Here is a 686-nt window from a genome sequence, read left to right as displayed (position 1 = left end):
CGACTGCCTGGACTGCTTCGCCTGGCTGGTGTTCGCCGAGGTGTTCCTCGGCATGTACGACGAGGCGCTGCGGCACGCGGAGCGGCTGGTGGCGATCACCCGGGCGACCGGGCAGACGTTCATCCTCGGCTACATGCTGGCCGGGCAGTCCCGCGTGCTGGCGCAGCTGGGGCGGCTGAAGGAGGCCGCCGCCGTCGCCGACGAGGCCGCCGCGGTCGGCCGCGACCTGGGCTCGCAGGAGGTGCTGGCCTACGGGCTGATCCAGCAGTGCCTGACCGCGTCCTGGATGGGCGACCACGAGCGCGCGGTGCGGGCCGGGGACGAGGCCGTCGCCAACGACACCGGCTCGGGCGAGTGGTGGACGCACATGGCGCACGTCGCCCGCGCCATCGCGGTGGTCAACGAGGGCCGGCTGGAGGAGGGCGCCACCGCGCTGATCGCCGCGTGCGGCACCGGCGACCAGGGCCTGGACTTCGGCACGCTCGGCAGCTGCGCCGAAGCGCTCGCCTGCGTCCGCGCGGCGCAGGACGACGCCGACGCCGCGAACTGGGCCGACATCGCCGAGGCGATCGCCAACCCGGCACTGACCGGCGACGTCGGCCTGGCCAGGCTGACCCGCGCGCACGCGCTGCGGGCCGCCGACCCGGCCGCGTCCGCCGCCGCCGCGGCGGACGCGGCCGCGGGCG

Annotated in this window: 1 pseudogene; it reads left to right on the top strand. The window is 76.7% G+C overall.

The features are described from left to right. Positions 1-686, top strand: a pseudogene (locus tag HUX53_RS00335) (LuxR family transcriptional regulator); the annotation flags it as partial.

This window comes from Actinomadura sp. BRA 177 (assembly GCF_013372625.1).
GTDB lineage: Bacteria > Actinomycetota > Actinomycetes > Streptosporangiales > Streptosporangiaceae > Spirillospora.
This window is presented reverse-complemented; position numbering and strand designations above follow the sequence as displayed.